Annotated in this window: 21 protein-coding genes and 1 pseudogene; 6 read left to right on the top strand and 16 right to left on the bottom strand. The window is 46.0% G+C overall.

Features of this window, described 5'->3' with window-relative positions:
• Positions 1 to 50: 50 nt before the first annotated feature.
• From pulA to thpR, 4 genes are read right to left on the bottom strand one after another with little or no spacing between them, the layout of a single operon-like run.
• On the bottom strand, positions 51 to 2,207 hold the full coding sequence (pulA, locus tag KHQ79_RS00605) for a type I pullulanase (RefSeq protein WP_225514017.1): 2,157 nt from the start codon (positions 2,205 to 2,207) through the stop codon (positions 51 to 53).
• 25 nt (positions 2,208 to 2,232) lie between these two features.
• A complete protein-coding gene (locus tag KHQ79_RS00600; RefSeq protein ID WP_225514016.1) occupies positions 2,233 to 3,162 on the bottom strand; it encodes a YegS/Rv2252/BmrU family lipid kinase in 930 nt (309 codons plus the stop codon).
• Positions 3,163 to 3,210: 48 nt separating this feature from the next.
• Positions 3,211 to 4,125: a hypothetical protein gene (locus KHQ79_RS00595; RefSeq protein WP_225514015.1), complete on the bottom strand. Its 915-nt coding sequence runs from the start codon at positions 4,123 to 4,125 to the stop codon at positions 3,211 to 3,213.
• A 25-nt stretch (positions 4,126 to 4,150) separates the two neighbouring features.
• Complete coding sequence (thpR, locus tag KHQ79_RS00590; RefSeq protein WP_019259208.1) at positions 4,151 to 4,702, bottom strand: RNA 2',3'-cyclic phosphodiesterase; 552 nt, start codon at positions 4,700 to 4,702, stop codon at positions 4,151 to 4,153.
• Positions 4,703 to 4,850: 148 nt separating this feature from the next.
• On the opposite strand from thpR, the gene cysK reads away from it, so the two are divergent.
• Positions 4,851 to 5,786 (top strand): cysteine synthase A, encoded by a 936-nt coding sequence (cysK, locus tag KHQ79_RS00585; protein WP_003237933.1) that lies wholly within the window; start codon positions 4,851 to 4,853, stop codon positions 5,784 to 5,786.
• A gap of 32 nt (positions 5,787 to 5,818) precedes the next feature.
• On the opposite strand, the gene pepV is transcribed toward cysK, so the two are convergent.
• Complete coding sequence (gene pepV, locus KHQ79_RS00580; RefSeq protein ID WP_225514014.1) at positions 5,819 to 7,210, bottom strand: dipeptidase PepV; 1,392 nt, start codon at positions 7,208 to 7,210, stop codon at positions 5,819 to 5,821.
• 96 nt (positions 7,211 to 7,306) lie between these two features.
• Here pepV and pbuO point away from each other — a divergent pair, with 96 nt between their 5' ends.
• The gene (gene pbuO, locus KHQ79_RS00575; RefSeq protein WP_003237938.1) at positions 7,307 to 8,605 is read left to right on the top strand and encodes a hypoxanthine/guanine permease PbuO; all 1,299 of its coding nucleotides are present in this window, start codon (positions 7,307 to 7,309) and stop codon (positions 8,603 to 8,605) included.
• 39 nt (positions 8,606 to 8,644) lie between these two features.
• On the opposite strand, the pseudogene KHQ79_RS00570 reads toward pbuO, so the two are convergent.
• Both KHQ79_RS00570 and KHQ79_RS00565 read right to left on the bottom strand, forming a co-directional pair.
• Positions 8,645 to 9,801 (bottom strand): annotated as a pseudogene (locus tag KHQ79_RS00570) (ABC transporter permease).
• Positions 9,798 to 10,508 carry an ABC transporter ATP-binding protein gene (locus tag KHQ79_RS00565; RefSeq protein WP_148982179.1) on the bottom strand — a complete coding sequence of 237 codons (711 nt, stop codon included), beginning with the start codon at positions 10,506 to 10,508 and terminating at the stop codon, positions 9,798 to 9,800. Before KHQ79_RS00565 ends, KHQ79_RS00570 begins: the two are co-directional and overlap by 4 nt.
• A 287-nt stretch (positions 10,509 to 10,795) precedes the next feature.
• Here KHQ79_RS00565 and KHQ79_RS00560 point away from each other — a divergent pair, with 287 nt between their 5' ends.
• Positions 10,796 to 11,017, top strand: a complete 222-nt coding sequence (locus KHQ79_RS00560) for a DeoR family transcriptional regulator (protein WP_003152337.1) — start codon at positions 10,796 to 10,798, stop codon at positions 11,015 to 11,017.
• 120 nt (positions 11,018 to 11,137) lie between these two features.
• On the opposite strand, the gene KHQ79_RS00555 is transcribed toward KHQ79_RS00560, so the two are convergent.
• Together KHQ79_RS00555 and murJ are read right to left on the bottom strand one after the other, a co-directional pair.
• Positions 11,138 to 11,857: a pseudouridine synthase gene (locus KHQ79_RS00555; RefSeq protein ID WP_133486417.1), complete on the bottom strand. Its 720-nt coding sequence runs from the start codon at positions 11,855 to 11,857 to the stop codon at positions 11,138 to 11,140.
• Between the two features lie 68 nt (positions 11,858 to 11,925).
• Positions 11,926 to 13,560, bottom strand: a complete 1,635-nt coding sequence (gene murJ / locus KHQ79_RS00550) for a lipid II flippase MurJ (RefSeq protein WP_084992882.1) — start codon at positions 13,558 to 13,560, stop codon at positions 11,926 to 11,928.
• A gap of 205 nt (positions 13,561 to 13,765) precedes the next feature.
• Between murJ and KHQ79_RS00545 the strand changes: the two genes are divergently transcribed.
• Together KHQ79_RS00545 and opuD are read left to right on the top strand one after the other, a co-directional pair.
• Positions 13,766 to 15,028 (top strand): BaiN/RdsA family NAD(P)/FAD-dependent oxidoreductase, encoded by a 1,263-nt coding sequence (locus tag KHQ79_RS00545; RefSeq protein WP_225514257.1) that lies wholly within the window; start codon positions 13,766 to 13,768, stop codon positions 15,026 to 15,028.
• Between the two features lie 187 nt (positions 15,029 to 15,215).
• Positions 15,216 to 16,754, top strand: a complete 1,539-nt coding sequence (gene opuD / locus KHQ79_RS00540; protein WP_080429050.1) for a glycine betaine transporter OpuD — start codon at positions 15,216 to 15,218, stop codon at positions 16,752 to 16,754.
• A 36-nt stretch (positions 16,755 to 16,790) separates the two neighbouring features.
• Here the strand turns inward: opuD and KHQ79_RS00535 are convergent, their stop codons facing one another.
• The 6 genes from KHQ79_RS00535 to rmgP all read right to left on the bottom strand — a co-directional run bounded on the left by KHQ79_RS00535 (position 16,791) and on the right by rmgP (position 21,624).
• Positions 16,791 to 16,973, bottom strand: a complete 183-nt coding sequence (locus tag KHQ79_RS00535) for a sporulation protein Cse60 (protein ID WP_003223398.1) — start codon at positions 16,971 to 16,973, stop codon at positions 16,791 to 16,793.
• Between the two features lie 67 nt (positions 16,974 to 17,040).
• The gene (locus tag KHQ79_RS00530; protein WP_225514013.1) at positions 17,041 to 17,709 is read right to left on the bottom strand and encodes a YesL family protein; all 669 of its coding nucleotides are present in this window, start codon (positions 17,707 to 17,709) and stop codon (positions 17,041 to 17,043) included.
• 21 nt (positions 17,710 to 17,730) lie between these two features.
• A complete protein-coding gene (locus KHQ79_RS00525; RefSeq protein ID WP_225514012.1) occupies positions 17,731 to 19,017 on the bottom strand; it encodes a Gfo/Idh/MocA family oxidoreductase in 1,287 nt (428 codons plus the stop codon).
• A gap of 12 nt (positions 19,018 to 19,029) precedes the next feature.
• Entirely contained in the window at positions 19,030 to 19,533 is a 504-nt protein-coding gene (locus tag KHQ79_RS00520; protein ID WP_225514011.1) for a lipoprotein YteS, read from the bottom strand.
• Complete coding sequence (rmgQ, locus tag KHQ79_RS00515; RefSeq protein ID WP_225514256.1) at positions 19,530 to 20,651, bottom strand: unsaturated rhamnogalacturonyl hydrolase; 1,122 nt, start codon at positions 20,649 to 20,651, stop codon at positions 19,530 to 19,532. The genes KHQ79_RS00520 and rmgQ overlap by 4 nt, the downstream gene beginning before the upstream one ends.
• Before the next feature lie 7 nt (positions 20,652 to 20,658).
• Positions 20,659 to 21,624, bottom strand: a complete 966-nt coding sequence (gene rmgP / locus KHQ79_RS00510; protein ID WP_019259219.1) for a polygalacturonan/rhamnogalacturonan ABC transporter permease — start codon at positions 21,622 to 21,624, stop codon at positions 20,659 to 20,661.
• Positions 21,625 to 21,839: 215 nt separating this feature from the next.
• Here rmgP and KHQ79_RS00505 point away from each other — a divergent pair, with 215 nt between their 5' ends.
• On the top strand, positions 21,840 to 24,155 hold the full coding sequence (locus KHQ79_RS00505) for a helix-turn-helix domain-containing protein (protein WP_225514010.1): 2,316 nt from the start codon (positions 21,840 to 21,842) through the stop codon (positions 24,153 to 24,155).
• A 40-nt stretch (positions 24,156 to 24,195) separates the two neighbouring features.
• Here KHQ79_RS00505 and KHQ79_RS00500 read toward each other — a convergent pair whose 3' ends face one another.
• A complete protein-coding gene (locus tag KHQ79_RS00500; protein WP_225514009.1) occupies positions 24,196 to 25,692 on the bottom strand; it encodes an extracellular solute-binding protein in 1,497 nt (498 codons plus the stop codon).
• Positions 25,693 to 25,699: the final 7 nt, after the last annotated feature.

Below are 25,699 nucleotides of genomic sequence, written 5' to 3'. Positions count from 1 at the left end.
TGCTAATCAATAGCCGTCCTTTAAATTTTAGCGCTATAGCACAAACTTCGTCAAGCAAAACTCTTAAGATCTGATGCTAAATATAAGATAACCGTTCCGATGCCGTTTACCGCAACCGCTTTCTTGATTTCTTTCGGGTCATGCTGAAAACCTGATGTATCACTTAAAAGCCGGTACGTTTTGTCGTTTGGCAGCTTCCATTCCACGGAGTCCGGACTCGCGTGATGGATGACGATAATGTCTTCCCATTCGTCAACCGCACCGAGATCATAAAGCCTGTATGCGATGAGGTGCTTTTTTAGCGTCAAACATTCGAGATGGCGCTGGATGTCTGCAGCCGATCTGAGACGGAATGCCGGATGCGTTTTTCTCAGCGAGATCAGCCTGCGGATATAGTCAACATCTTCTTTGAACGTTTCACGCCGATCCCAATCCAGCTGGTTGATGCTGTCACTGGATTGATAGCTGTTTTCCACTCCGTGCTTCGTCCGGAAAAATTCCTGTCCGCTGTGAATAAACGGCACCCCCTGGGCAAGCAAGATAATCGAGGCAGCCAGCCTTTGCCTGCTTCTCTTTCGGCTGTCAGTTTCTTGAGAAAGCGCAACGCTCATTTTATCCCAAAAGGTGTGATTGTCGTGTGACTCGACATAATTGATAGACTGGCTGGGTTCAGGAACAACCGGTGCTAATGCCTTCCATCCGGAAGACCCGGCAATCCCATGCATAACGGTTTCAGATGCTTCACCGTTTCCGAGCGCAAAGCCGGCAGCCGCGAGGTGAAAGGTGTTCCCTTTCACAGCGTCACGAAACGTATCATTAAAAAAGCCGATGCCCGGCATTTTTGAAGCGTTCGCCAAGGTGGCTTTCTGTTCATGCGGCAGCGGTGTAGCCAAATCCCATCCTTCCCCAAAAAGCAGGATTCCGGGCTTTACCGCAGCTGCTTTTTCTTTGATATAAAGCACGGTATCAATATCTAAAATGCCGAGCAGGTCAAAGCGAAAGCCGTCCGCATCGTATTCCTCAAGCCAGTAGATGACGCAATCCGCAATGAACTTTCTCGCCATCCGCCTTTCTGACGCGATGTCATTGCCAACGCCGGTGCCGTTTGACGGCATCCCAAATTCGTCATGCCGAAAAAAATAACCGGGCACTGTCTTTTCAAAGGGGGAACTCTCCCTCTCATACACGTGGTTAAAGACGACATCCAGAATGACTCGCAGGCCATGCTGGTGAAGAGTATTGATCATTTGTTTTAACTCTGTTTTTCTTGTTTGAGGATCATGAGGGTTTGAGGCATAGCTTCCCTCCGGGGCAAAAAAATGAAGCGGGTTATATCCCCAATTGTAAGCATCAAGTGGCTTCTCTTCATCAACTCCGGCAAAATCATTCACCGGCAGAAGCTCTACATGCGTAACACCAAGCTCTTTTACATACGCCAGTCCGGAAGAACAGCCATTTGTGGTTTGCGTATCGGTTTCCGTCAGCGCTAAGTATTTTCCTTTGTTTTTCATGCCGCTGTTTTTATGGATGGAGAAGTCGCGGATGTGCATCTCATAGATGACGGCATCCACAGGGTTTGAGAATGGTTTGACCGAGTCAGCCCATTTCATTTGATCCGGGCGCAGGACGACGCCCTTCTCTCCATTTAGCGTCACTGCTTTTGCATACGGGTCAACGGTTTCCGTCCACTCTGAATTGTTGCAGATACAGAACACATACTCATACCCGTGGAGATCGCCGGTGACAGTAACGGTGTAGACGCCTTTTTCCATCCGAATCATTTGGAATGTGCGCCCGCTTTTATTCGGATGTGAAAGCTTGACAGCAGCTGAGGATGCGGCAGGCGCCCATACTTTAAATTCAGTATAATCCGCAGTATAAACAGCCCCCAGCTCTCCATCATAATAAAATGCATCATCAAACGCATCCGTCCGGATGACCGCGCCAATTTGGAGATCCGTTTTGTCGCCGCTGGACGCTCTGACGGCATGTATTTTTCCGAATGTCACCGGATGATCGGATACGCAGACGTATTTGTATTTTCCTTCAAGGCGGTATTCCTCCCTGACAGCCAGAGGAAAATCGGTTGTATCTGTCTCAAGCCGAAACGGCGGTGTCATGATTTCTTTTTGTTCAGCAGGAATTAAAACGGTAATGACATTCATATCATCGACATACGCTTCGAAGCTTCGGCGGATGCTGACCATCGGAAGCACTCTCCTCCAAACACGTTTATGTTTTGATCCTTAGGGGCGAAGGACTCGATGCCAGACGAAACGGGGTGGTGCCCATGATTTCTCCGTCAGCATGGAACGGAATTTTGTCCTTCGTGTAAAACGTAATGTCCTTTGTTTTAAACATCGTAACGCCGTCCATCTTTGTATGCTTTCCAAATGCCATCAGACATAAAAGCCAATATTTTTTGAAAAACGGCTGATTTTCAACGATCACGATATCAAATGCCTTCTCGCGCGGATTTGCAAGCGGCGCCGCCTTCATGCCGCCCCCGTAAAATGGGTGGTTAGATACAATCGCAAACCAGACATCATGAAATTCGTGCGTCTCGCCTTCCGTTGTACAGGCTAACGAAAACGGCTTAAAGGTCGCCGAGGCGTGCAAATGGGAAAGCGGATACACAAGAAATCGAAGGCGGAGAAAAAGAAAAACCCGTCTCAACGGAAATTCCATCGCCTTTTTGTTGACATATGCGTCAAACCCGATTCCGATATGATTCATAAAATAAAGAACGTGTGATTTATCTTGAAGGAAATTGACGCTTCCTAAACGGAAGGTTCGGGTTAACGGACGCTTCAGCTTTTTGATTTCCTGCATCAGATCGATTTTTTTAATAGAGAATCCTCGCGCAAAATCATTATACGCGCCCGCCGGCACAAAGCTCAGTTCAATATCGTCAACATCTTTCAGCCCGTTGACAACTTCATGCATCGTTCCGTCTCCGCCAATGACAATCAGGCGCTTCAGCTTATATTCCTGTATCATTGAAATCTGTCTGGCGAGCACTTCGGCGTGCCCGGGATGTTCAGTTAAAAATGAGCGGTGCTCAATTTTCCGTTTGATTAATTCCTTTTGAATAGACTTCCAAACACGCAGGCCGTTTCGATGTCCCGCTGTCGGATTAATAATAAAAAACCAATGGCTCATCTTTCTCACCTGCTTATGTTATGAGAAAACCGCTCAAATCGTTCTCTTTTACTCCAGCCACTCTTGTCTGCGATAGGAGTCAGACATGCAGTAAGACAATAGAGCCTTTGCAGCCTTTACCTGATGATGTTTAATCGGAGCCGTGTTTTTCTTCTGCCGCTCAATCCATTCCTCCGCGCCCCGCTTATCCGCTATTTCTAAACCGAATGGCGGCTCGGGGTAATCAATGTACGACGTTCTGCTCAGAAGCAATTTTCGAACCGGAATATCAGCCTGTTTTTCCTTTATGATCTTTGACACGACGGAGTCAGTGCGAAACAGGCTCAGCCCCGGATTTAACACTGATGCAGTCTGAGAGGCTGTTTTCTTCTCCCAAAAACGATTTTTAGACCCTATGTACACACTGTCTTCCTCCGCCTCTAAAAAAGAAACGCAATAAATGGCAAGCGGGGAAATAATCACAATGCTTAATTCAACCGCCGCCTGCTGAATTTGCAGCACGGGCTTATACATAATGAAATAAGAATCAGGCAGCTGCTGGGTCAGATAACGCAAAATGCGGTCCTGCTTCACCTGGTTTGAGAGATGAGATATTTCTGCTAGAGTTGAGCTTGCCCATTTGAGCTGAAAGTCATATAAATGCCTTTTATAAAATGAAGCAAGCGCCATCCTGCTCTTCGGCAGCCTTACATGTATATCGTCTTCTTCCTCAAACCATTGGTGTCTCTCTTCTTGTATATCGGCTTTTATCTCTTCTTTTCTTCTTTTCAATGAAAATTTTTTTCGTTTCTGCACCGGTTCCGGCTCTTCGGCACTGGCTTGTCTTTCTTCATGCTGGCGCTCCGCTGCTTCTAATAGTGAAAGCCAGCGCTCTTTTTTCAGCCTTACAAACTGGTTTATATAATGGTACGGATCAAGCTCATATCTCGATATATAATCATGAATTTTGATGATTTGTGCCATGTTTGTTTCTCCACTCCGCAATGAATTAAGATAAATGAAATTTAAATATTTCCTCGTACTTTGGTGATTGATTCAAGTGTATTTGAAAGAGCGAAAACCGTTCAGCCATCATCGAAACCTCGCCGCTTTCAAACGGAACATGTGCCGGAAATCCTTCTTCGCCTGTCCATTTTCTAGCCAGCGTCATATGAGGGTGATACGGTCTTTTTTCCACTTGAAAGCCGGCTTGAAGAACAGCCTGTTTCGTATGTTCCCGCAACATTTCAAGCGTTCTGTTTTTCTTTGGCTCCAGATGTAAAACACGCGGCCTTCTGCGGTCGCCGAATACATCTATTTTGCCAAACTCAATCGGAAACGGATCGGTTTCTGAAGCAATCGCAGCAAGCGAACCCTCAAGCTGCTGGATTTGTGTCTCATCCGCCGCTCCGAGAAAAATTAACGTAATATGATAGTCAAGCGGGTGCACCCATTTTTGAAACGTCAAAACCGGCTCGTTTTTCGCAGCCCGGTAAATCGGATTCGCAATTCCCTCAGGAATGGGAACGCCGATGAAATAATGAGGCCGTGTATCTGGCATCAGTCTGACACTCCCTTCTTTAACAGCTATTATTTTATCAATAAAGAGGCTGTGCGGATAGAGGAACAGTGTATGAAAACACTCTCGCACAAACGTTTATTATGTTAGGATATTATATGACACTTGTTTTATTCAGAAAGGAATGACAATGTTGAAAATCGTTGAAAATACAGCTGATCTGATAGGAGATACACCGCTTGTGAGATTGAATCGGCTTCAGCCGGAAAACGCGGCACAAGTCTATTTAAAGCTTGAATTTTTCAATCCGAGCGGCAGTGTGAAAGACAGAGCCGCTTATCAAATGATCATAGAAGCAGAACAAAACGGTTTGCTCAAGCCGGGCTCAGTTATTATAGAGCCAACAAGCGGAAATACTGGAATCGGGCTCGCCATGAATGCGGCGGCACGCGGATATAAAGCGATTTTAGTCATGCCTGATACGATGACGAAGGAACGGATCAACCTTCTTAAAGCTTACGGTGCAGAGGTTGTATTAACACCAGGAGCGGAAAGAATGCCGGGCAGCATCAAAAAAGCGAAGGAGCTTGCCGAACAAATTCCGAACAGCTATATACCAATGCAGTTCGATAACACCGCCAATCCTGACGCGCACCGGAAAACGACGGCGCCTGAAATTGCCCGGGCAATAGAGGAAATCGGAAAACCGCTCGGCGCTTTTGTCGCCTCTTCCGGAACGGGCGGAACCATTACCGGAACAGGTGAAGCGCTCAAAGAGCTTTTCCCGGATATCACGGTTCATGTTGTCGAGCCTGCGGGTTCTCCTGTATTATCCGGAGGAAAACCCGGCGCCCATAAGCTTGTAGGGACGAGCCCAGGCTTCATTCCTCCGATTTTAAATCAAGACGTATATGATGAAATTATCAAAATCTCTGATGAAGACGCCTATACGACGACTAGACGCCTCGCTGCTGAAGAAGGAATTCTTGTCGGGCCTTCGTCAGGTGCTGCCTGCTTCGCGGCAATCGAAACAGCAAAACGCCTCTCTCCTGACCAAGTTGTGGTCTGCATGACAGCCGATACGGGAGAACGGTATTTATCAACTGATTTATGGTCATTTGTTTAAAAAAGGACTGGCTTCAGAAGAAGCCGGTCCTTTTATTTTGCAAGTTCGTAGATTGCCTGCGCATATAACGCTGTCGATCTAAGCAGGTCATCGATTTCAATATATTCATCCTTTTGGTGTGCGCTGTCAGGACGTCCGGGGAAGAGCGGGCCGAACGCGACACCTGCTTTTAAAGATCTGGCATAAGTCCCCCCGCCGATTGAGATTAAATCAGCTTTTTTGCCCAGCTGGCCTTCATAGACCTTTTGCAGGGTTTTGACTAACGGATGGTCTGCTGACACATGATGCGGCTTGCTGTCTTTGAATTCACCAAGCTCAAATTCAGATGCGCTCTCGAATGCATCGCGGATCACTTTGCTTTCTGCGGTCACAGGATAGCGGATATTGATCCCGAGCTCGCCTCCTTGCCCATCCGTATAGCGCAGTTTTCCGACATTTAATGTCAGCTCGCCGCTGATTTCATCCTCGCAGTCGATGTTCAGTTTCTTCCCTCTTGTATCGTTTGAGAACTTGTCTGTCACGACTTGCACAAACCGCTGTCCTGCATCGTCAAGCTCAGCCTGCTGCAGAAATTCACATAATAAAATGCCGGCATTGATTCCATTGTTCGGTTCCATCGCATGGCAGGAAATCCCGTACATACGCAAAATAAGCTGGCCGTTCTTTATTTCAGCTTCCCCTTTTTGATCTGTCGTGCGAAGCATGTTTTTAAATGAAGCAAGAATCTCTTCTTTTTTCGGCCCTTCAATGACAGCTTCTGCAGCGTCAGGCACCATATTCAAGCGAAGGCCTGACTGAAACGATACAAGCACTGCCTCTGAATCGGCTTGGCTTGAGCGGTGCGGGATAAGTAAAGAAGCATCAATGATCCCTTTTTCAGCGTTAATAATCGGAAAATCGGCGTCAGGCGCAAATCCCAGCGTTGGCATTTCTTCATGCTTGAAATAATGCTCCACGCATCTCCAATCGCTTTCTTCATCTGTTCCGATAATGATTCTGACACGCTTGGACAGCGGCAGATTCATGTCTTTCACGATTTTCAGCGCGTAGAATGCCGCCATCGTCGGACCTTTGTCATCAATGGCGCCCCTTGCATAAATCCGTCCGTTGCGGATATCAGCTGAAAACGGATCACTCGTCCAGCCGTCTCCTGGCGGCACGACGTCAACATGGCAAAGTACGCCGACAATGTCATCGCCCTCGCCCCATTCAATATGGCCTGCGAAGCCGTCAAGATTTTTTGTTGTAAAGCCTTCTTTTTCTCCAAGCTCCAGCAATGAAGTCAGGCTGGCGTTTACTCCTTCTCCAAACGGTTTGCCGGGTCCGGCGGTTGTTTCATCCATTACACTGTTGATTTTCAAAAATTCCTGCGTATCACGAATTAAATCCTCTTTTTTTCTGATCACTTCAACTTCCCAGTTCATAACGATCCCCTTTCCGCAAGAAATGACTTGCAAAAACCAAATAAAACGAATAATATTAATGGTGTTTTGTTAAAACGTTCGTAATTGGAGGATACTATGTTTCATCTAAAAGAGCAGCAAACGTCCATAAAGCAAGAAATCATAGCAGGGCTGACGACCTTTTTCACAATGGTCTATATCGTCGTGGTTAATCCGGTCATTCTGGCTAACGCCGGAGTTCCTTTCGACCAGGTTTTCACCGCAACGATTATTGCCTCCATTGTCGGAACGCTGTGGATGGCCCTGGCAGCAAATTATCCGATTGCTATTGCGCCCGGCATGGGCTTGAACGCTTATTTAGCCTTTCATGTCGTAAGCGCAAGCGATGGCGGCATCACATACGCAACAGCTTTCAGCGCAGTATTTACAGCAGGGGTTCTCTTCATTATTCTATCGTTAACGCCTTTAAGAAAACAACTTATAGAAGCAATTCCAAACAATTTAAAATACGGGATCACAACAGGGATCGGGCTGTTTATTGCTTTTATCGGTTTGCGGCAGGCGGGAATTGTGGCGGCTGATGAGTCAAACCTGGTTACTCTCGGCAATCTTCATTCACCTGGTGTTATTTTAACGCTGATCGGCCTTTTGATCAGTGTGGTTCTGATGGTGCTGAATGTACGCGGCGCTTTATTTATCGGAATGGCAGCTACCGCTTTGATCGCCTTTTTTACCGGCCAGCTGCATTTTTCGAAGGGTTTTATGTCACTTCCTCATTTGCCGGAAGGATTGATCATCTCAAATCCATTTTCCGCTTTTGGCGATGTCGTTCACCACGGCCTGTACGCTGTTGTCTTTTCTTTTCTTTTGGTAACGATATTTGATACGACCGGCACGATGATCGGTGTTGCAGAGCAAGCCGGGCTAATGAAGAACAACAAGCTTCCGAACGTGCGAAAAGCGCTGCTTGCCGATTCAACGGCGACGACAGTAGGAGCTGTTTTCGGCACAAGTCCGACGACTGCATTTATCGAATCTTCCGCTGGTGTCGCAGCTGGGGGAAGAACTGGGCTTACGGCTTTGACTGTTGCGGTGATGTTTGCGGTTTCAATGTTTTTTAGTCCGCTTGTCAGCGCCTTGTCCGGCATAGCCGCCATCACCTCTCCTGCTTTGATTATTGTCGGCAGCCTGATGATGGGCTCGGTTTCCAATATGAACTGGAAAGAGATGGACGAGGCATTTCCAGCGTTTCTCGTCATTCTGGCCATGCCTTTGACATCCAGCATTTCTACAGGAATTGCACTTGGCTTTATTTCATATCCGATCGTAAAAGCAGCGCGGGGAAAATGGAGAGAGATTCATCCGCTCGTCATTATTTTCGCCATTCTGTTTTTCATCCAGCTGTTTATTTTATAACACATACAGAAAACCCAAACGCCAGCCGTTTGGGTTTTTTTATGTAAACCATAAAGAGACAGCGGCCGCTAAAAAACAGCAGGCGACAAACGCATAATGCAGCGTGTGTATACAGCTTTTTCTGGCCCGGTAATACTCATCACTTTCCTTATCGGCTCCAATTAAAATAGGCGCATCCATCACTTTGTCAAAGATAAGCGTAAGGATATAACGGCAAACGATTGTATACACCAGCAGCGCAATCAGCTTCAGCCAAATCGGGGTCATAAAGATTAGAATGATGACTGCTGACAACAGCATGTACATCCGCCTCGTATACTCGCCATTCCTCAGCATGACTTTAAAAAACAATTCCTTATAGCCAGTGCAGATCGTTCGACTTTTAAATATCCTTCTTGAATTCCGGTATAATAACGGTTTTCTTCTCATCCTGTCTTTCACTTTCGGGATTCCCGCCTCCTGGCTCATCATCATCACAAGCCCGGCAAGCGCCAACCTGCTTTTTTCTCTTCAGTCACCTCTGCTTCAAAAGCCGAGAACGAAGCTGCCTTGGTCAAACCGCGGACGAATGCAAAAATCAAAAACAAAATGCCAATGAGCGTAAGCAAACGCCACTCAGTGAAAACGATCAGGACAGCAGAACCAGAGAAAAGAACAGCTCTGAGAAGAATTTCGGCAATCCGTCTCGAAATGGAGCGCGGCTTTCTGATCCTGTCTTGCTTTAAGGATAAAAAGAATGTATGAAGGCCAAACAGGTAACACAATAGACCAGTGCCTTCTGCCAATGTGATATGAACAGAATGACTGATAAAGGGAAGGACAATGAAAAAGAGCAGCAGCCATTTGGCCAGCGTGACCAAAAAAGAATACACCAGCGCATGCCGTTTTAGCTGATAGATTATCTCTTTCTTTTGCAACAAAAATACTTTGTCCGCTTCCATTAAAAACGTATGGATCGAGCCTGTACACACGATCAGCACGCATACAGCGTACAGCCATCTCCATTCCAACACCTCAGAACACTCATAAAAAAGGCCTCTTCCGTTCATCAAATCAAAATACTGATAGATGACAAAAGCAAGCGCCGGCAAAACAATGTAGAGAGCGACTGTCCAGTCAATGACCGCATGCAATACCTTAAACTGATACCTGTAATAGTCAAGCAGCCTTCGAAAAAAGAGCGATCGCCCGTTCATAACCGATCACCTTGGACTGCCTGATAAAAACAGTCAAGCAATGACTGCTCCTCTGATCCAGTCTGCTCCTGAATATCTTTTAACGTGCCTTGGAGAAATAAAGATCCTTTCTCAATCATGTAAAACCGATCGCAAATTTTTTCTGCCGTATCGAGTACGTGTGTGCACATAAGGATGCCGGCTCCCCGTTCTTTTTCAGCCTTAAGCATGTCCACAAAGCGTTTCGTCGATATCGGATCAAGTCCGATAAATGGTTCATCGATCACATACATATCCGGCTTAGAGAGAAAAGCCTGTATAAGCATCAGTTTTTGCTGCATGCCTTTTGAAAAAGTGACAGGCAGCTCATGCATAACATGATCAAGCGAAAACGTCTGCAGCAGGCGTTCGGCCCGAGGCGCAAATTCACTCTCCTCAATACCGTGCAGCGTGCTGATCAGGTCCAAATGCTCCCACAGCGTCAGTTCTTCGTAAAAGGACGGATGCTCCGGAATATATGCAAATGAACAGTCATTCCAGGCAATATACCCTTTAAAGTCTTCTGAGAGGCCGAGTATCGCCTTGATTGCGGTGCTTTTTCCAGCGCCGTTAGCTCCGATTAACCCGACAAGCTCGCCTTTTCCGACTTCCAAAAACACATCGGTGAGCACTTTTTTTCGGCTTGTGTACCCGGCCTGCTCTATCGAAGCTTCAAGTAATACTGTCAAATCTCACCCACCTCCAAAATTTACTACGAAACAGAATAAAAAAAGTTTCTTTAACCATAATAATATTGAGCCGAAATACATAGTAATCCAACAAGGATGGCTGCCCAACTAAAATTGGAAAAAATTAATAGGAGTTATCCCTAGATTCATCACTGCGATATCGTGTATAATGAGGGCGAATTATCTAAAACAATAGATGTCTGCCTTTGTTGCTATTTCGTACGCAGTTGATAGTCGTGAGTTGTGGTTAGTCAAGTCCATCCGATCTTATGATAGGGAGTGGTTTTTTGAAACCTTCAACAAACCGTATGCTAACTCGAATCAAATCAGTTTACATGTTTATCCAAGAAAAAGGTCTTGTGACAACACAGGAACTGGTTGACGAATTCGGCATTACACCTAGAACGATTCAAAGAGACTTAAATGTGTTGGCATACAATGATCTTGTTCATAGTCCAAGCCGTGGCAAGTGGGAGACAACGAGAAAGAAAGTAAAGATTACCTCATAAATTTGAAAAATTACATAGGGCCGCCTGAGAGCGGCCTGATAGATACGGGGCGAAGAAACTTCTGAGCCTTGTTTTTGTGTGCTTATAAATAAAACCCCGCATTCGGTATGCGGGGTTTTTTCATGCTTGCGGCTCGTTCAGCCACTTAAGTTCTTCATCTGTAAGCTCACGGTATTCTCCCGGCGCCAGGGCAGGATCCAAGGAAACACGCCCCATCGAAAGCCGCTTCAGATAAATCACTTCATTGCCGACAGCCTTAGCCATCTGCTTGACCTGATGGTATTTTCCTTCTGTAATCGTCAGGTATATCACGGTATTGCCGTTGTCGTTTGCTTTGATTTCCGCTTTTGCCGGCTTTGTTTTATAGCCGCCTTCTATGTAGACACCCGCTTCCAAATCGGAGATGTCTTCCGGCGAAACCTGTGATTTTAAATGGACTTCATACGTTTTTGGAACATGCTTTTTAGGCGATAGAAGTCGATGTGCAAGCTGGCCGTCGTTTGTGAGCAGCAAAAAGCCCTCTGTATCTTTATCAAGCCTGCCTGCCGGAAACGGCTCAAATCTCATCTCTTCCGGCGTCAGCAGATCAACCACTGTTTGCTGCCGGCTGTCCTCAGTAGCCGACAGCACTCCCTGCGGCTTATTCATCATGAGATAAATGAACTCCCGGTAATCAATCGGTTCTCCGTAAACGGTAACCTCCTGCGTATCAGGATCAACGTGCGTCTTTACATCTTTGGCAGGTTTGCCGTCGACCATGACGGCCCCCGCCTTCACAACGGCTTTGACTTCTTTTCTGGAACCATATCCGCTGTTGGCAAGCAGCTTATCAAGCCTCATTCCTAATCTCTCCTTTATAAAAGAAAGCCCGCAGCATGCGAGCCCTCTATTTCTTCATATCTTGTTCATCAGCCGGCATGTCTGCCTCTCTTTAAGAAACCGGGCAAACGGCGGCCTAATATTTTCTGCAAAAATCCTAACCGATAGGCGCAATACAGGTAGACAGCTCCGCCAACAGCGGCCGCAATCACCACAACGATCGCAGCTTGCACCTGACCATCCTGATAGGAAATAAAGAAGCTTAATACCCACTGCACGATTTTTACGGTTATTCCCATTACCGCTGATAATAGCAGCATCAAGACTGTCCGTTTGACTAATACATTGTACGAATAGCCGGCATGGCGCTTAATCATGATAAATCCGTATAAAAGCGAAGCGATATATCCAAGCGCCGTTGCTAAAATCGCACCGTCAGCCTGCATCAGCTTGATCAGCGGAACATTCAGCACAAGCTTGATCACAACGCCGATCACAAGGCTGACAACCGCAAATTTTTGTTTATTGATTCCTTGCAGAATGGCTGCGTTAACCGTAAACAAAGAGAACAAAATCGCAACTGGCGAATACCAAAGCAGAATGTCTGCCCCCAGTTCAGGATGCAGGCTTTCTGACCCGTAAAAGAAGGTATACGTCGGCCCTGCCAATACAGAGATCCCGACAACAGCCGGAATAATTAAAAACAGGATCGTCTGCATCGTTTGGTTAATCTGCTGATTCAGCAGTTTATAGTTTCCGCTTGTAAACGATTCAGTAATCGTTGGAATTAATGTCAGTCCGAAAGCAGTTGCAAGGGAAACCGGGATCATGACGAGCTTCTGCACATACAGGGTAAGAATCGCCATCATGTCCTGGCTGATGGCTTGATTGCCGGCTTCAATCATTGCTTTGTTAAACGTATTTGTATCAATATAGTTATACAAAGGGATGGCTAGTCCGACAAAAACGTACGGAGCGGCATAGCTGAACAGCTCGAGAAACATTTTCTTGTAGCTTAAGTTTGCTGTCGGCCCCGTATTCGGCATCATCGCCAATAGGTTGCCCTTCCGTTTGTTCCAATAAATATACAGCACGATCAGTCCTCCGAAGGCGCCGATCAGCGCTGCGAAGGTCGCATAACCGACAGCGATTACAAGGCCGCCGTTGAAAACCTTCAAAATTAAGAATGTCGCACTTAATAAAAAGATGATGCGGACAATCTGTTCAACGACTTGGGAAACGGCTGTCGGCCCCATCATTTGGTGCCCTTGAAAGAATCCGCGGACAAGGCTCATAATCGGCACGACCAAAAGCGCTAAGCTGACCATGCGGATGACATAAACGACATGGTCAATTGTCAGGCCGTTATTATCCTTGCCTCCCAGCGATATTTCCGCAAAAATAGGCGCTGATAAATACAGAATGAAGAAGGCAATCATTCCTGTGACAAGCATAATCGACATGCCCGCCTTGAGCATTTTTCTGCTTGTTTCATAATCCCCTTTGGAATTATATTTGGAAACAAATTTAGAAACGGCAGCAGGAAAGCCCATCGTAGCAATATTCAAAAATAAAGTATATTGGTTGTATCCGTATTGAAATAATGCACCGCCTGTCGCCCCGACCATAATGCTGAAAGGAATTAAATAGACCATTCCCAGAATCCGTGATATATATGTACCGAGCGTTAACACAAACGTGCCTCTTAACAGTTTGCTTGACATGTTTCTTCATCACCATTTTCTACGAAGATTCAACTTTTCTATTTTACCACAACTGGGCATTTAGACGGTAATAAATACAAAAGCAATCTTGTGAACGATTCAGGTTCGCGGCAAAAGACGTTTAAGGAGAGGCTTTCTTTCGCTATAATAGTACTGCGGACGGGGTGTTCGCATACGAAATGGAAAAAGAAAGTTGATGATAAAGATGAAACAGTATGACGTAATCGTAATAGGCGGAGGCCCTTCAGGCTTGATGGCTGCAATTGCAGCAGGAGAACAGGGCGCTGATGTTTTGCTGATAGATAAAGGAAATAAATTAGGCCGAAAACTCGCGATTTCCGGGGGCGGCCGCTGCAATGTGACGAACCGCCTTCCTGTGGAAGAAATTATTAAGCACATCCCCGGCAACGGGCGGTTTTTATACAGCGCGTTTTCTGAATTTAATAACGAAGACATTATCAAGTTTTTTGAAAATCTCGGCATTCAATTGAAGGAAGAAGATCACGGCCGGATGTTTCCTGTAACAGACAAAGCCCAAAGTGTCGTTGACGCGCTGTTAAACAGGCTGAAACAGCTCCGCGTAACGATCAGAACGAACGAGAAAATTAAATCTGTCATATATGAAGATGGACAGACAGCAGGGATTGTGACGAATAACGGCGAAATGATCCATAGCCAGGCAGTCATTATCGCTGTCGGCGGTAAAAGTGTGCCTCATACCGGAAGCACGGGAGACGGCTATGAATGGGCTGAAGCCGCAGGCCATACTGTAACAGAGCTGTTTCCGACAGAGGTTCCTGTCACATCTTCCGAACCGTTCATTAAGCAAAAAACACTTCAGGGCTTATCACTAAGAGATGTCGCCGTCAGTGTGTTAAATAAAAAAGGCAAACCGATCATCACACATAAAATGGACATGCTGTTTACCCATTTCGGCATCTCGGGACCTGCCATTCTCAGATGCAGCCAATTTGTCGTAAAAGAGCTGAAAAAACAGCCTCAAGTGCCGATCAGAATTGACTTGTATCCGGATATCAATGAAGAAACGCTATTCCAAAAGATGTACAAAGAACTGAAGGAAGCACCGAAAAAAGCCATTAAAAACGTACTGAAGCCTTGGATGCAGGAGCGCTATCTCCTATTTTTGCTCGAAAAAAACGGCATCTCTCCGAACGTATCGTTTTCTGAGCTGCCGAAGGACCCTTTCAGACAATTTGTAAAGGACTGCAAGCAGTTTACCGTTCTCGCAAACGGCACGCTGTCTCTTGATAAGGCATTTGTTACGGGTGGCGGGGTATCTGTAAAAGAAATTGACCCGAAAAAGATGGCATCTAAAAAAATGGAGGGCCTGTATTTTTGCGGCGAAATCTTGGATATCCACGGCTACACAGGCGGATACAATATTACGTCCGCCCTTGTAACAGGCAGACTCGCGGGGCTCAATGCCGGACAATTCGCCCGTTCTTAACCATTACTTTTTAAACTCTTACCATAAACCGAACATTTGAACATTATCCGCATTCATGTTAGGGTGGGACTTGTTTTGTTTCACCTGATTGCGGGGTAATTTTAAGAGAGGGATGATCTGCCAGCGTACGACCATACTAAGCCTACGAGCAAGATATAGGCGTACACAAAAATTTAGAGGGTGAGAAATTTTGAAACATATATCTAGTGTATTTTGGATTGTGATTGTTATCACAGCTGCAGCTGTATTGTGGGGCGTTATTTCTCCTGACAGCCTGCAAAACGTGTCTCAATCCGCACAAGCATTTATCACCAATTCATTTGGTTGGTATTATCTTTTAGTTGTCTCTTTGTTTGTCGGGTTCTGTCTCTTTTTGATTTTCAGCCCGATCGGAAAAATCAAACTCGGAAAACCCGATGAAAAACCGGAATTCGGGTTATTATCATGGTTTGCCATGCTGTTCAGCGCAGGCATGGGAATCGGCTTAGTATTCTATGGTGCGGCTGAACCGATCAGCCATTACGCAATTAGCTCTCCATCAGGTGAAACAGAAACCGCCCAAGCCTTCAGAGATGCGCTCCGCTATACGTTTTTCCACTGGGGGCTGCATGCTTGGGCCATTTATGCCGTCGTGGCATTATGCATCGCCTATTTCCAATTCCGTAAAGGCGCTCCCGGATTAATCAGCAGCACGCTGTCACCGATTCTCGGCGATAAAGTAAACGGCCCGATCGGCAAATTGATTGACTGTATTGCTGTTTTCGCCACTGTTGTCGGGGTGTCGACGAGTCTTGGTCTCGGTGCAACCCAAATTAACGGCGGTTTGAATTACCTGTTCGGCATTCCGAATAACTTTGCCGTTCAATTTATTTTAATTGCCATTGTGACAGTGCTCTTTTTACTTTCTGCGTGGAGCGGACTCGGAAAAGGCATTAAGTATCTGAGCAACATCAACATGGCATTGGCCGGATTGTTAATGCTGTTTATGCTCGTCGTCGGGCCTACTGTGCTGATTATGAACTCATTTACAGATTCTATCGGACAATATATTCAAAATATCGTTCAAATGAGCTTCAGACTGGCACCGAACGATCCTGAAAAACGCGAATGGATTAACGGCTGGACAATTTTCTATTGGGCATGGTGGATTTCCTGGTCACCATTTGTCGGCATTTTCATCGCCCGTGTGTCCAGAGGCCGGACGATCCGCGAATTTTTAATCGGCGTCTTGGTGACACCTTGTATTTTGGCATTTCTATGGTTCTCTATTTTTGGCGTATCAGCCATGGATCTTCAGCAGAAAGGCACGTTCAATGTGGCAAAGATGTCAACTGAAACGATGCTGTTCGGAACACTTGATCACTATCCGCTGACAATGGTAACATCGATCCTTGCATTGGTTCTGATCGCTGTATTCTTTATCACATCTGCTGATTCAGCGACATTCGTGCTGGGCATGCAGACGTCGTACGGTTCATTAAACCCGGCGAACTCTGTGAAACTCAGCTGGGGCATCATTCAGTCCGCCATGGCGGCTGTGCTCCTATATTCCGGCGGGCTTGCCGCTTTGCAAAACACAGCGATTCTGGCAGCACTGCCGTTTTCTATCGTCATCCTGCTGATGATTGCCGCTCTCTATAAATCACTCTCAAAAGAACGAAGAGAGATCAGAAAAGCGGAGAAAATCGATAAACCGAGAAGTCCAAGAGTGAAAAAGGCTTATTAACAAAAAAGATCTTTCCGCGCCCGCGGAAAGATCTTTTTATTTGCGATATAAAATAAGGGCGGAAAAACAGTAAAGCTGCTCGCCGTCTGGATCGCACGCCGCCGAAACCGTATATTTGATATCAATCAGCTGCTCCTCCGATATCCCTTTTAGAAATGAATTGATTTCCGTCTGTAGGTCTTTTTCATGCTCTTCATCAAATACCGCTACCTTCAGCATCTTATCCGCTCTCCTTTCTCTATCAATCTATTCCGTTTGGAACAACGTTATGATAGAGAAATGATGATTACCTCGTCTCCGGATACAAAGCTTCCCGTGTCTGGTGTTTCCTCTGCGGCTCGCCGTGTTGCTGCTCCACTTTCAGCAACACGGCATAAACCATTCGCATATGGCAGTAGCTGATCAGGCTGACGCTGAAAAAAGGGACAATGCCGGGCAGGTACGCAAGCAGGAAAAAGAGAGCGACAGTCAGCGCAAGCATGACGAGCGTATATTGCAAATACGCCACACTGAGCAAGAGCGAAAACTTCACATACAAACGTTTTTTCCAATCAAAATGGACAAGCAAAGGAAATACATAAAAAAGCATGGATATGAACAAAAATCCAAATATCATAATGGCAAAGCGAAGGACATGCAGAAGGAAATGACTCGGATAAATAAAGGCCAAATCGATATAAATGATCAATCCGATAACCGCCAGTACAGCGCCGATCAGATTAGAACGGAGAAATTCAGCCTTGTATTCCCGCCAAAAAGTCTGCAGCACAGGAACGTTGTCCTGCCCCTGGATCCATTTCCGCATGACAGCGAATAAAGCTGCGGTCGCGGGCATGATGCCGAACACCCCGAGACCAATCATCGTAAAAAACAGCCAAAGCAAGTTTGTATACGCAAATCTCATGACCCACTCGCAAAAGCGCAGCACCCGCCCCATTGAACCATCATGCTCCACGGCGGCCCCTCCTTTTCTGCATTATGCATTTTGCATCTGAAAAAGCCTCTTAATGTTGATCGGCTTCTTTTCGGCAACAGAGCGCCACATTCCCTCACCGACCGCGATGGAGTAGGCTCCTGCTTCAGCCCCGGCTAAAATGTCATAGCGGCGCAGCGGATCTTTTCCTAAAAAAAGATCTTCAAGCAAAAGCGGATCGCCTCCGCCGTGTCCGCCCTCGTTTTTGACCACTTGTATGGTCTGCTTTGATTCAAAGAGCGGATAGTATTCAATTGTCTGCTCAGGAAAAGCAAACGGAATTCTGGAAGGCTCGTGAAATTCATTTGATTCGATACGCCCTTTTGTGCCGTTGATCGTCAGCCGGTAGCCTTCATACGGGGCGGAGAATATGATCGAGTAGCTTAAAAGCGCGCCGCCGTCATATTTGACCGCCGCCACGTACGTATCCTCGATGTCAATCTCCTCGTCAAAAATACACGCGTCTGGCCTGTATGCAGTATACAAGCTGGACTGGTCTCCCGCTTGGAGATGATCATCCTTTACAGAAGCTGTGGAGGAGCGGGGATGCCATCTTGAATAGTAATGGCATTTTTCTTTAACCTGGCACGTCCCGCAAAAACGCCCGTCTTCTTCCGGCAGCGGGTTCCACTCACTGTCCGACCCATAGTAATTCAGTGCGCCATAAGCAAATACCTCCGCCGGATTTTGCCCGAGCCACCAATTGACGAGGTCAAAGTGATGTGTTGATTTATGGACAGAAAGACCGCCTGAAAATGGCCTCGATCGGTTCCAGCGTTTAAAATAGCTGGCGCCGTGATACGTATCAATATACCAATTCAAATCAACAGAGGTTACCCTGCCTATTTTTCCGTCCAGAATCATTTCTTTAATTTTCCGATGAAACGGGCTGTAGCGGTAGTTAAACGCGACGATGACTTTCCCTTTGCTTTTCGCCTCCGCCCCAAGCACCCGATTCGCATCCTGCACCGTCGTCACCATTGGTTTTTCTGTAATCACATCCGTATCCCACTGAAGACTTCTTAAGATATATGTGACATGTGTATCATCCCTGCCTGTCACAATGACGATATCAGGCTTTGAAACACGCATCATCTCATCAAAAGCGTCTTCGTTAAACTCCGGCACGCGGGCAAGCTCGGGAAACTTCTTCTTGCAAACGGCAAAACGTTTTGGATCGGCATCCAGCAATCCCGTAATCTGATAATGTGCTGAAAACCGCTCCATCAGCGGTTTGATAAACATACTGAGAGCTCTGCTGCTCAATCCGCAAATGACGATGTTTTTCAATGGTCCTCACCTCTATCGGACTTCAGTTAGTTGAGAAATCAGCTGCAGCGCTTCCTCTGTTTTTTCAGCATACACAGGGATAAACGCCGCCATATTGCGATTCAATCGAAAAGAATAGCCGTTCAGCTGTTTTCCCCCTTTTTCAATCTGAACGGCATAGACTGTTTTTTCTCCCGTTTTTTGATCAACAGCTGTATAAGGAGAGGTTTTGTCCAATGGCAATTCGTCTAACGGCTGAAAATTTTCCGGATCATCGTAAGCTTGAAACATGTCTTCAGGCACGATGAAGACATCTCCCTCATGAGCGGTGATTTCAGTCAGCAGTTTTTCCGGATAGGCTGGAAAGATATCCACCTTCCCGGCCTTCTGCTCAGCGGCCTCTTTTATTTTTTCCTGTACGCCTGCCCGCATATCAGAAAAGAGGATGACATGCATTCCGTCCGACCTGCTTGAGCATGATGCCAAAAAGAGGACTGAGACAATCACACACAAAGCCGTACGTATACCTGTCATCATTTCTCTGCTGACCTAAAAAGAGTCTCCAGCTCTGTCATAGCCAAAATAAACGCACCGGCCCCGTGCAGATCGTTTGTGCTTCTTTCGCGGCTGACATAATAGTCATAGAAACCGGCTGACGTTCCGACACATATATCTTTGACGAGAAACGCACCGTCTTCTGCCGTTTCGGTTTTATGCTGAATCAAGCCTTGATACGCTTTTAAAAGTGTTGTTTCGTAAGCTCTGTCTAGATATCCTTTATCGATTCCTTTTGCGATTGCGTACATGTACAGACAGGATCCTGAGCTTTCCAGCCAGTTATCGGACCTGTCGCCCTTATCAACGATCTGGTACCATAACCCCGTCTCCTTGTCTTGATAGCGGCAGATGCTTTCAATCATGTCCTGCAGCGTTTTTTTCCACACGTGACGGTTTGGATGCTTCTTCGGCAGCTCTTCAATCATGTCAGCAAGAGACATGACGTACCACCCGATGGAACGCGCCCAGAATTCCGGAGAACAGCCTGTCTCTTCATTGGCCCAAGGCATTTTTTTCGCTTCATCCCAAGCGTGATAAAAGAGTCCGGTTTTTGAATCCTTCGTATGCTTTCTCATCAGCGACTCCTGCAGCACGACCTGATCAAACAGCTCCGGCTCCTGCTTCAGATTCGCATATTTCAGTGCGAACGGCCCGCCCATGTATAAGCCGTCAAGCCACATTTGATAAGGATAGCCGTCCTTATGCCAAAACCCCTGTTCAGACGTCCGGTTCAGCGTTCCATATAAGCCCCGCAGCCTTTTTGCCGCGTTTACATACCGTTCATCCTTCGTATGCTCGTATAATGGAAAAAGAATAAGTCCCGCTTGAATGGCGTCCAGCTCATCCCTTCTGAATAATAGATTGCCATAATCATCAATTAAGAGATCTGCATAGGCCTTCACATACTCAAAATACCGCTTTTGCCCGGTTGCTTCCCAGAGCCGCAATACACCGCATAAGAAAACACCCTGATGGTAGTGCCAGCGGTTTGCAGGCGGCAGCTCCTCCACTGTGTACGTGTTCATAATGGTTTTTGCCAATGCCTCCGCGTACGTAAGAGGCGATTTTACAGCGATTGATTGATCCATTGATCCCATCCCTTTCTTAATAGATTCCTTCCTCGCCAAATTTCTTCGCCAAACGATTCGCAAGCATGACCAAAATCAGCCCGACCGCCGCTTTAAATACGCCGACCGCTGTACTGTAGCTGAACTGGCCCTGTTTCAGCCCTGCAGTGTAAACGTACGTATCAAAAATTTCCGCCACTTCCCTGTTTGTCGCGTTTAACAGCAAATACACATGTTCGAAGCCAAGCTCCAGCGTGTCTCCGATTTTTAAAATCAGCAAAACGACAATAACGCTTTTAATGGCGGGCAGCGTAATATGCCACATTTGCCGCAGCCGTCCCGCTCCGTCCATTTTCGCCGCTTCATACAGCTGGGGGTCAACCGCTGTAATGGCTGCCAGATAAATGATCGTCGACCAACCTGCTTCCCTCCAGATGACCTGCAGAATATACAGGGGCCGGAACCATTCTTCGTTCAGCAGAAAGTTGATTTTTTCGCCGCCAAAAAACACAATCAGTTCATTAATCAAACCTCCGTCTACTGTTAAAAGCACAAACGAAAGCGATACAACAATAACCCAAGACATAAAATGCGGGATATAAATCAGCGTCTGAACAAATTTTTTAAAGAGAGCGATCCGCACTTCGTTTAATAGAAGCGCCAGCAAAATCGGCACCGGGAAAAATATGACCAGGTTCAAAGCAAATAACACGAGCGTGTTTTTTAACAGGAGAAAAAATGTAGGCTCAGTAAACAGCCTGATAAAATGCTTCAGCCCGACCCATTCACTGCCCAAAATGCCGAGAAACGGCTGATAATCCTGAAACGCAATCACAATTCCCCACATCGGGACATATTTAAAAAGCAAAAAATAAATACACCCCGGCAAAATCATCAAGTACAAATATTTCTGCTGGATCAGCTTGCTTAGTAAGCGCTTTCTTTTTTCTTTTTTAAAAATGACTGCATCAACAGCCGGCGCTTGCGCTTCTGCTGTTTTCATCTTTTCCAAGCCTCCTTTCACGGGTTCTTGCATTCACTGTAGCGCAGCAGGCAAAAGTCCGTCTACAATCATATGATCACATCCTGCCTTATCCCTTTATGATCAAGGGTTCAGCCATTCCACCTGAAAAAAAGACACCGATATTAGAAAATGATTATTGACAATATCTATCAATCTTTGGATTAATTGTATTAAGGTGAAGTGGATGTTATGAAATGGGGGGTTTTATGAAAAGAAGCCAATACAAGTTTTATTACAAACTGATCACGTTTTTCTGTCTGCTCAGCACCATTCCGGTCATTCTGGTCGGATTGTTTTCGTACGAGCACTCTCAGAAAACGGCTATCTCCAACGTTTCGGAGGAAAAACTCGACACACTTCAACAGACCCAGCAAAGCATCGAGCATATCTTGAAAACCGTCGATCACTCTTTAACCCACTATGTGAGTTCGCCGCCTCTCCTTCGCACACTGTCCGAGCCTTTGCACTCTGACCAATTTCAAATCTATAACCAAGTGAACCAAGAGCTCAACTATCTGCAAAGCTTTGATACCGACCTGTCTAACATGACGCTAGTCAGTTATATGAAAAAATGGTACATGAACAATTCCGGCTTATACCGCTTAAATACAGACTCTCTTCATGAAGCAGCCGCAGCGTACACGCAACACAAAGCGAGCCGCTCGTATTGGATGCTTGAGGAAAACAATCATTTGATTTCGACAAAAGAAGGCACATCAGACAACTGCCGCTACAATATCAATTTGATTAAACAGCTTCCTTTAAACAGCACAAATACAAAGGGATTGGCCGCCGCAAGCATCCCGAGCTGTTCGCTGGTCAAAAATATGCCTGACTATTCAAATGCCAACAACCTGTTTATCATTGATGAGAAAGGCCGCATCATCCTGCATAACAACATGTCTGACATCGGTGAATCTCTTCCAAACGACGACTTTGTCCAAAAAATGCTGGCGCTGACCGCCAAAAGCGGACAGTTTGAAACAGTCATAGACCGGATTCAATATAAAGTCACCTATCAAAAATCAGACTATAACACATGGACTTATTTTTCTCTCGTTTCCTTGCCTGAATTAAAAAAAGAAGCAAAATCAATCGGCTGGATCACCTTTACAGTATGCTTTATTTTGTTAACGCTTTCATTATTGTTCTCTTGGCTTGGCTCCCGCCATTTTTACAAGCCGATCAAAGTGCTTTACGAATCATTCGCAAGACACGGTGCCATACAAGAGAAACAACCGCCTCAAAATGAGTTTGAGTTAATTGAACAGAGCTTTAAGCAGCTGAAAGACAGAAATGACGACCTTGAAGAAACGATGAAACAGCAGGCGACTCATTTACAGCAATATTTTATGGTCAGGCTCATGCTTGGAAAACTGACGGATGAGGAGGTCAATAACCGCTTTGAAAGCCTCGGTTTAGAGCAAAATTGGCGGCATCTCGCCCTGCTTGTACTTCAAATTGATACACTGAATCATACGCCTTATGAGAAAAAAGATATGGATCTGCTTTTGTTTGCCGTCAACAGCCTGATTGAGCGCAACATCCCGGCGGACAAGCACCTTGCCCCCGCCGTCGTGGACAAACAGCAGGCAACCATTTTGATCAACCAGAACGGGACGAAGGAAGCATTCATGGCTGAGCTGAATGAGACTGCGCGGATGATTCAGGAAAAAGCGGAAGCTGAGCTGCAGCTGTCTGTCAGCATCGGCATCAGCCAGCCGTTTGATGCGCTGGCAAAGGCAAAAACAGCCTATGCAGAAGGCTCAGAAGCGTTGAAATACCGGCTCAAAGCGGAAAACAAATCGATTATCTTTTACGAAGACCTTGATCAGAAAAAAACCTTCAAAACCCATTTTCCAAAGCAGCTTCAGCATGAGCTGTTCGATGCCGTCAAAGCGGGGGACAAGGAGAAAGCGGACAAATGCCTGCACGCGATTTTACAATCCATCTTCACCCAAAACACCAACCCGTATCAATTCCAAATCGCAATTGCCCGCTTTTTGAATCATGTGATTGAACTGATGCATGTGCTCGGGATCGAATTATTCGAGCTTGAAGAAAACAAAATGCTGTATGACCAAATTTTCGAGCTGAAGACGTTCGAGGATACCGAAAACTGGCTCAAAAATGAGTTCATTGATCCGATGACAGACAAAGTGAACGCCCGCGCGGATGCACAGTACAAAAATATTTCCGATAACATCATTCATATCATCCACCACGAGTTTGAATCCGATTTGACACTGGATGAAATCGCCCGCAGGCTGCATTACAATCCAAACTATTTAAGCAGCATTTTCAAAAAAGAAATGGGCATTTCATTCAGCGAATATGTCTCCGGCTACCGCCACCATATGGCGAAAAGCTGGCTTGCCGAAACTGACATAGCGGTCAAAGACATTGCCGAAAAGCTGAAATACAAAAACTCGCAAAATTTTATCAGATCATTTAAGAAGCTGGAGGGAATTACACCGGGAAACTACCGCCAGCAAAAAAGAAGCATGTAAAAAACCCAAAACTGCTTGCGCGTTTTGGGTTTTCCCAATGTTATTTTGTTTGTTTAAACGCTTCTTCGTATTCCTGAATTATCTGCTTTCCGCCGCTTGACTCCCATTTTTCCACTTCTTTATCAAACTGGCTTTCTGTGATGTCACCTATTATATATTTGTAGGTCGCGTCATCAATGATTTTCTTCAATTCATCTCCCCGTTCCGACTCCGCGGCGGAATACAGGCTTTCAGCAGGGTTTGAGACGATGATCTTTTCATTGTCTTCCGTCAGTTCCTCGTACGCCGTGCGAAGCGGATCCCCAGTGTTTTTTAAGTAGGCTTTATCAATGGCGATTAAGGCGGACAGCGGCTGAATATCAGTCTGCCAGTCTTTCACCTGGCTTTCCTTGCGTGTGAACGTTTTGCCCTCTCCTTTGTTGTAATGAACGCCGTCAATGCCGTAAGTCATCAGGCTATAGACGTCTTCTTCGGCAATTCGGTCAAAAAACGCCAAGATCCTTTTAAGCTCAGCTTCCGTTTTCACACTCGTTTTCGGGAAAGCAAACAAGCCGTTATGGCCACCAGATGCCCACACCCGCTCTTTCCCATCTGGTCCTTTTATGCGGTTGATGATTTCAAGCTTCATCGATTTATCGGAGGCATGGTCGCGCAGATTAACCGCATCTACCATATTCCCAATATAGATGCCGGCTTTTCCTTGAGAAAACAGCTCCTGCTGCTGGGTTTTGCTTGTGACGGGAAAATCCTTATTCATATAGCCGTTGTCACGCAGTTTTTTCATATAATTCATTGTGTCTTTGTATTCTTTCGTCATGAAATCAGGCGTGAATTTGCCGTTGGATTCCTTCCAATCTGTCGGCATGCCTTCATACGAGCCGAGCGTTTTAAACGCGCCGTAAATTAAGTCATTGCGGTCTGTCAGCCCGAATGTATCGTCTTTCCCATCCTTGTCCGGATCGTCCTCCGTAAACGCTTTGGCCACTTTATAAAGTTCATCAAGCGTTTCCGGCGTTTTCAAATTCAAATTGTCGAGCCAGTCCTTCCGAATGACGATGCCCTGTCTGGAAAGCGGACGCTCTCTGTATATCCCGTAGAGCTTGCCGTCGATTGTTACGTTTTTATTAATGAGTTTGTTCATTTTGCTTAAGTTCGGATAATCTTTGATATAATCGCCAATCTCCCAGAACATTCCTGATCTGAAGGCATTCATGACTGACGAATTTTTAATATCTTGGATGGTCACGATTTGCGGAAGATTGCCGGCTGCAAGCGCCGCATTCAGCCTGTCTTCTTTCACCGCATCCGGAACCCAGGTGATGTCCAGTTCTGTATTTGTCAGCTTTTCAATTTCTTTAATCGCCCTGTCTTTCGGCGGCTGCTGGTGATACAAAATCGCCATCCAAGACAGCTTCACCTTTGAACCCGAGTCAGCTTTGCCTTCAGCCGAAGACTGGTCAGCCCCTTTACAGCCAGCCAGCACTCCGCCAAATGCAAGTACAAGCACAATCAAAAACACCCTCCATTTGTTTCCCATCGTACCC

The sequence above is a fragment of the Bacillus sp. TSO22 genome, assembly GCF_020223595.1.
Classification (GTDB): Bacteria; Bacillota; Bacilli; order Bacillales; family Bacillaceae; genus Bacillus; species Bacillus inaquosorum.
Note: the sequence above shows the minus strand (reverse complement) of the source record. Positions and strands in the feature narration are given on the sequence as shown.